Below are 5,957 nucleotides of genomic sequence, written 5' to 3'. Positions count from 1 at the left end.
CAAAAATAAAATGTCTGTGTTAAACGCCGTGAGAAATAAAATCATTCACCGTATTTTTGCTGTAATAAAAAACCAAACTATTTATAAAAATAATTTGGTTTTATCATAGAAATCAACCTGACACATAAAACGTATTACACTTTTTAGACAGCCTCTTTGTTTGTTATTCAACAATTTTGGCTTCTTCGGGTGCTTCAAAAAACGATGCTTTTTGTTTTTCTTTTGAAAGCCTAACATCTATAAAATGCATGTCATTTTTTTTAGTTGTTGGTAAGTTATTCTCGTAATTATACCAAGACAAGGTTTCTGGCATTAATAAACCACCAACCTCTTGCCAATTGCTATACTTTATAAAATGAAATTCTTTAGCTTTTTCTTTTGAAAAATAAGTAACCGTATATGCCAACCAAGACATTTGATGGGTCTTGGAGTCGTAATACAAAATATATTCATCATCTGGTGACTCCCCTACGCCCGCTTCGTATGAAATTTTGATTCCTGGATATTCTACACCTTCAAACACTAAAGGTGCAGCGTCTTCATACGCAATACCATCATCTGATAAAACAAAAGGCATCGCATAAAAATAAAACATCAAATTATAATAAAACTTAGGTTTTCCCTCATAAACAGTTTCATCTTTAGAATGCAACCAAACATCCTTTCCATCAAAACCAATGGTGTGCTTAGGCATTTCCATAAGTGCTTTTCTATTTTTTAAATCGGTAGTGGTTACCTCATCACCATCTGGTTTTGTCATGGTGAACGCCAAGGTGTTCATTTCATTCCAAGCATCTATACCGCCGTGGGCTTCAAATACTTTTGAGATGTTTTCAGGATAAATACTGGTAGTAACATCCAAATGTTCTTCAGAATAGTTTGTTGTTTCCTTTTTGGAGTCCTTGCATGAAACTATTGCTAAAATAGTTACTAGTAGAAATGTATACTTCATTTTATTTTGAATTGGTTCAATGGGTTTGACGAAGGTAACAGGCAATAATTACATTAAAAACATTTACTTTTGCTTTTTTACCTTATGAAAGAAATAACAAGTACCCAAAACAGTTATATAAAACAGCTGGTTCAATTAAAAGACAAATCACGCGAACGTAAAAAAAGCGGCTTATTTTTAATTGAAGGTGAACGCGAAATTACCTTGGCATTAAAAGGTGGTTACGAGTTGGAAACCGTGTTGTTTAACCCTGAAATAATTTCAGAAGCACAAATCAACACTTCAACAAATCAACACATCAACCTTATAGAGGTTTCTACCGAAGTATACCAAAAACTAGCCTATCGAGATACCACTGAAGGCGTTATAGCGGTTGCCAAAAGCAAAAACCATAATATTGCCGATTTAAAATTCAACACAAAAACTCCTTTAATTTTAGTTGCTGAAGCTCCCGAAAAACCAGGGAATATCGGTGCCATTTTACGAACTGCCGATGCCGCCAATGTAGATGCCGTAATTATTGCCAACCCAAAAACCGATTTATACAACCCAAACATCATTCGTTCTAGTGTGGGTTGTGTGTTTACAAACAGCATTGTTACAGGTTCAACTTCTGAAATAATTGAATTTTTAAAAGCCAATAACATTGCAATTTATTGCGCTGCTTTACAAGCTTCGGTACATTATAACACGCAAGATTTCACAAAACCCACTGCCATTGTGGTGGGTACAGAAGCTACGGGGTTAAGTGATGAGTGGCTGGCAAACGCAACACAAAACATCGTTATCCCCATGCAGGGCGAAATAGATTCCATGAACGTATCTGTTGCTGCAGGAATTCTTATTTTTGAGGCGAAAAGACAAAGAAATTTTTTATAAATAAATTTCTCAATACTCAAAAAACAAAAACCAAATTCCAAAAAAACAACTATTGGAATTTGGAATTTAAACAATCATATCATCATCAACCTAAATGTCACACTGAGCGCAGTCGAAGTGCTATTGAAAACTCTAAACTTTAAAGCATGTATTTCTATTATGTTTACATATTAAAATGTTCTGACGGTTCTTATTACACTGGAATTACAAGCAATTTAGATAAGCGTATAGATGAACACACATATGGAAGACATAAAAATTGTTACACTTATAAGCGAAGACCAATAGAAGTTAAATTTTACGAAACTTTTAATGACGTATTGCAAGCTATATATTTTGAAAAGAAAATAAAAAAATGGACACGAGCCAAGAAGGAAGCTTTAATAAAAGGTGATTTTAATATGCTGCAAATTTTAGCCGAATGTAGAAATGCAACTCATTTTAAGTATCTAGACAAATAAGCACTTCGACTGCGCTCAGTGTGACATTTAGTTTCTATTTTTGTTTTCGTTAATTATATTTCTTACAACAATATGAATTCAGAAACCTTATTTTACATCATCATAGCCATCATCATTATCAATTTTATAGTTGATAAGATTTTGGACGCTTTAAATGCCAAACATTTTAACGATGCGCTTCCTAAAGAGTTGCAGGATGTTTATGATGAAACTGAATATAAAAAATCGCAAAATTACAAGGCAACCAATTATAAATTTGGGTTGATCACTTCTACCTTTTCCCTATTATTAACCTTAGGATTTTTAATTTTTGATGGGTTTGAGTTTGTGGACACCATGGCTAGAAGCTACAGCAACAACCCCATACTTATTGCGCTTATTTTCTTTGGAATTATTATGATTGGCAGCGATATTTTAACCACGCCTTTTTCGTATTACAGCACCTTTGTTATTGAAGAGAAATTCGGGTTTAACAAAACCACCCTTAAAACCTTTATCCTCGATAAAATAAAAGGCTGGCTCATGATGGCTATTGTAGGCGGTGGCATTTTAGCCTTAATTATTTGGTTTTACCAATCTACCGGAAGTTATTTTTGGCTCTATGCTTGGGGCTTGGTGGCAGTGTTCACTATTTTTATGAATATGTTTTATTCCAAACTTATTGTACCTCTTTTTAATAAACAAACACCTTTAGAACATGGTAGTTTGCGCGATAAAATTGCAGCATACGCACAGACTGTTGGTTTTAAACTCGATAAAATTTTTGTGATCGATGGCTCCAAACGCAGTACCAAAGCCAATGCTTATTTTTCTGGTTTTGGCAGTGAAAAACGCGTTACCCTTTACGATACGTTGATTAACGATTTGGATGATGAAGAAATTGTTGCGGTGTTGGCACACGAGGTTGGGCATTACAAAAAGAAACACATTATTTTTAATTTGATTACCTCTATTTTGTTAACGGGTTTAACCCTTTATATTCTATCCTTATTTATATCAAACCCATTATTATCGAATGCTTTGGGTGTAGACTTACCTAGTTTTCATATTGGGTTGATTGCGTTTGGATTGATCTACTCGCCTATTTCTGAAATTACGGGTTTAATTATGAATTGGTTTTCTAGAAAGTTTGAATACCAAGCCGACGATTATGCCAAAAACACCTATAAAGGCGAACCACTCATTACCTCATTAAAAAAACTTTCCAAGAATAGTTTGAGCAATTTAACACCGCATCCGGCGTATGTGTTTATGCACTATTCACACCCTACATTGTTGGAACGTATTAGGAATTTAAGGAAATAGCAGCCACTAATTCCTATCAGTTTTACTTGGCGTGTTTTTAATGGTAACATGTTAAAAACATGGCTAAGAAAATTCTTCATTTAAAAAGGAAAAAAATTATATTTACAGGGCAAGAGCAACAACTAACTTACTATATACTGGCATTTTACTGGATATTAGTTATAATATAACAAGTTGACAATGATACAAAAATAAAGTTCACTAAATAAGTGAATTTTTTTATATTATTTGTATCTTTGCACTATGATAAAAGAAAACCATGGAAATAAATTTCGAGAAAGATTATTTAAAAGAACTATACGAAAATGGTAAAGCTCGAAGCAAAAAATACAGGTTTCAACCAAATGTTATCAAAAAGTACATACAAGCTATAGACAAATTAAGAGTTGCAAAAAACACAGAAGAATTATATCCCATTAGGAGTTTGAACTACGAACGTCTAATTGGAGATAAAAAAGGATTAGAATCTGTTCGAGTAGATGGCAAGTATCGAATAGAGTTTATAACTAGACTAGAAGGAGAAGAGCCTAATAGTATTACAATATGCTCAATCGTTGAATTGAGCAATCACTACAAGTAAATACAGAAAAAATGGCAACAAACAAAGTTTTAACACCAGTACAAGCGACGCATCCAGGAATTTTAATTAAAGATGAATTAGATGCTACACCTGACTTAAACCAAAGAATATTAGCAAAGGAATTAGGTGTAAAACCATCTTTTTTAAATGAAATTATCAAAGGAAAAAGACCTGTTACAGCAGATATCGCAATTTTATTAGAAAAGATATTGGGCATTTCAGCGGATTATTGGATGAGATTTCAATCTCAATACGAGATTGACAAGGCAAGAGTTAAGGAGAAAAATATTAAAAAAGTAAAAAATATTGAACTATGGAGCATAATAAAAGAATATGTTCCTGTTCTATATTTTAAAAAGCATAATTATTTAAATGACGACATTGAAAGTGACATAGAAACAATCAAGAATATTTATGATGTAACAACCATAGATGGTCTCGTGGCTTCTTTCTCAAAAGATAAGTTTGCATATTATCGCAAATCGGATAAATTAAAAATTGACGATAAAAACATGTTCGCTTGGAGTTCATTGGCTCAATATGAAGCTAAAAATCAAAAAACGAATACTTTCAATTTTGACAATTTAAACCAACTCTGTATTAATCTAAATAACATATTTTACGAAAATTCAGGAACACCAGAGAGAGTTAAATCTGTGCTTAATCAGTTTGGGATTAAAATGTTATTGATCGATAAACTAGAGAAAACACCTATAGATGGATTTTCTTTTTGGTCAGATAAAAATCCAGCTATTGCTTTGACTTTGAGGTATAACCGTATTGACAATTTTGCTTTTACTATTATGCACGAAATTGGACACATTGACTTACATTTGAGAAATGACAAGGACAGAAAATTTATGGACTTAACAAGTAAACAGAATTTAGATAAATGTGAAAATGAAGCAGATAACTATGCCCAAGAAAAACTAATCTCTAAAAATATATGGCAAGGTATTTTAGATAATCATCTTCCACTTAATGATGATAAAATAATAGCTTTAGGAGATAAATACAGAATCAATCCTGCAATACTGTTGGGTCGAGTTTGCTACGAAATGGATTACTATGCTATGAAGACAACGATTGATAAAAAAATGAAATAACTGTTTTCAACAATGACCAAAAGTAAATGCTCTTCGCCTATTTCTGAAATTACTGGTTTAATTATGAATTGGTTTTCTAGAAAGTTTGAATACCAAGCCGATGATTATGCCAAAAACACATATAAAGGCGAGCCACTCATTACCTCATTAAAAAAACTTTCCAAGAATAGTTTGAGCAATTTAACACCGCATCCAGCCTATGTGTTTATGCACTATTCGCACCCTACCTTGTTGGAACGTATTAGGAATTTAAGGAAGTAGCAACTACTAATTCCTATCAGTTTTACTTGGCGTGTTTTTAATGGTAACATGTTAAAAAAATAGCTAAGAAAATTCTTCATTTAAAAAGGAAAAAAATTATATTTACAGGGCAATAATAACATAATTATGCCCTGACATTTTTATAGGACATGAGTGATGCAAGTTGCCGGGTAACCAGTAGGTATTTTGCTAGCAATATGAACCGAACAATTAGATTGTATTTGCAATTAATTAAAGAAGCGTCACGCTTTTTTTAGCTACTGATTTTCCTTTGAAAAGTCCTCGCACAAAATGAACTGCCCCCAAAAAGTTAGACACTATTTGAGGGTATTTTTATGGAAAGAAAAGTCAAGTACAATTACGATTTTAAACTTCGTTGCGTAAAGGAAGTGTTGAAAAATCATCAAACAGTA

General features: G+C 32.7%; 6 protein-coding genes and 1 pseudogene. 6 read left to right on the top strand and 1 reads right to left on the bottom strand.

Annotation, left to right across the window (positions count from 1 at the left end; genetic code table 11):
* Nucleotides 1–163 precede the first annotated feature (163 nt).
* Complete coding sequence (locus J8H85_RS18645; RefSeq protein WP_209657190.1) at nucleotides 164–952, bottom strand: DUF6503 family protein; 789 nt, start codon at nucleotides 950–952, stop codon at nucleotides 164–166.
* A gap of 84 nt (nucleotides 953–1,036) precedes the next feature.
* Here J8H85_RS18645 and J8H85_RS18640 point away from each other — a divergent pair, with 84 nt between their 5' ends.
* The 6 genes and pseudogenes from J8H85_RS18640 to J8H85_RS18615 all read left to right on the top strand — a co-directional run.
* The gene (locus J8H85_RS18640; RefSeq protein WP_209657188.1) at nucleotides 1,037–1,831 is read left to right on the top strand and encodes a TrmH family RNA methyltransferase; all 795 of its coding nucleotides are present in this window, start codon (nucleotides 1,037–1,039) and stop codon (nucleotides 1,829–1,831) included.
* Between the two features lie 146 nt (nucleotides 1,832–1,977).
* The gene (locus J8H85_RS18635) at nucleotides 1,978–2,292 is read left to right on the top strand and encodes a GIY-YIG nuclease family protein (RefSeq protein ID WP_209657186.1); all 315 of its coding nucleotides are present in this window, start codon (nucleotides 1,978–1,980) and stop codon (nucleotides 2,290–2,292) included.
* Nucleotides 2,293–2,364: 72 nt separating this feature from the next.
* Nucleotides 2,365–3,597 carry a M48 family metallopeptidase gene (locus J8H85_RS18630; RefSeq protein ID WP_209657184.1) on the top strand — a complete coding sequence of 411 codons (1,233 nt, stop codon included), beginning with the start codon at nucleotides 2,365–2,367 and terminating at the stop codon, nucleotides 3,595–3,597.
* Nucleotides 3,598–3,856: 259 nt separating this feature from the next.
* Nucleotides 3,857–4,177 (top strand): type II toxin-antitoxin system RelE/ParE family toxin, encoded by a 321-nt coding sequence (locus J8H85_RS18625; protein WP_209657182.1) that lies wholly within the window; start codon nucleotides 3,857–3,859, stop codon nucleotides 4,175–4,177.
* 11 nt (nucleotides 4,178–4,188) lie between these two features.
* Complete coding sequence (locus J8H85_RS18620) at nucleotides 4,189–5,283, top strand: HigA family addiction module antitoxin (RefSeq protein ID WP_209657180.1); 1,095 nt, start codon at nucleotides 4,189–4,191, stop codon at nucleotides 5,281–5,283.
* A 33-nt stretch (nucleotides 5,284–5,316) separates the two neighbouring features.
* Nucleotides 5,317–5,544, top strand: a pseudogene (locus J8H85_RS18615) (M48 family metalloprotease); the annotation flags it as partial.
* Between the last annotated feature and the right edge of the window lie 413 nt (nucleotides 5,545–5,957).

Source organism: Mariniflexile gromovii (assembly GCF_017814435.1).
Classification (GTDB): domain Bacteria; phylum Bacteroidota; class Bacteroidia; order Flavobacteriales; family Flavobacteriaceae; genus Mariniflexile; species Mariniflexile gromovii.
Note: the sequence above shows the minus strand (reverse complement) of the source record. Positions and strands in the feature narration are given on the sequence as shown.

Bases quoted from the DNA above. Each gene is read 5' to 3' on its own strand.
- J8H85_RS18645 (WP_209657190.1), bottom strand. From the start codon at position 952: ATGAAGTATACATTTCTACTAGTAACTATTTTAGCAATAGTTTCATGC.
- J8H85_RS18640 (WP_209657188.1), top strand. From the start codon at position 1,037: ATGAAAGAAATAACAAGTACCCAAAACAGTTATATAAAACAGCTGGTT.
- J8H85_RS18635 (WP_209657186.1), top strand. From the start codon at position 1,978: ATGTATTTCTATTATGTTTACATATTAAAATGTTCTGACGGTTCTTAT.
- J8H85_RS18630 (WP_209657184.1), top strand. From the start codon at position 2,365: ATGAATTCAGAAACCTTATTTTACATCATCATAGCCATCATCATTATC.
- J8H85_RS18625 (WP_209657182.1), top strand. From the start codon at position 3,857: ATGGAAATAAATTTCGAGAAAGATTATTTAAAAGAACTATACGAAAAT.
- J8H85_RS18620 (WP_209657180.1), top strand. From the start codon at position 4,189: ATGGCAACAAACAAAGTTTTAACACCAGTACAAGCGACGCATCCAGGA.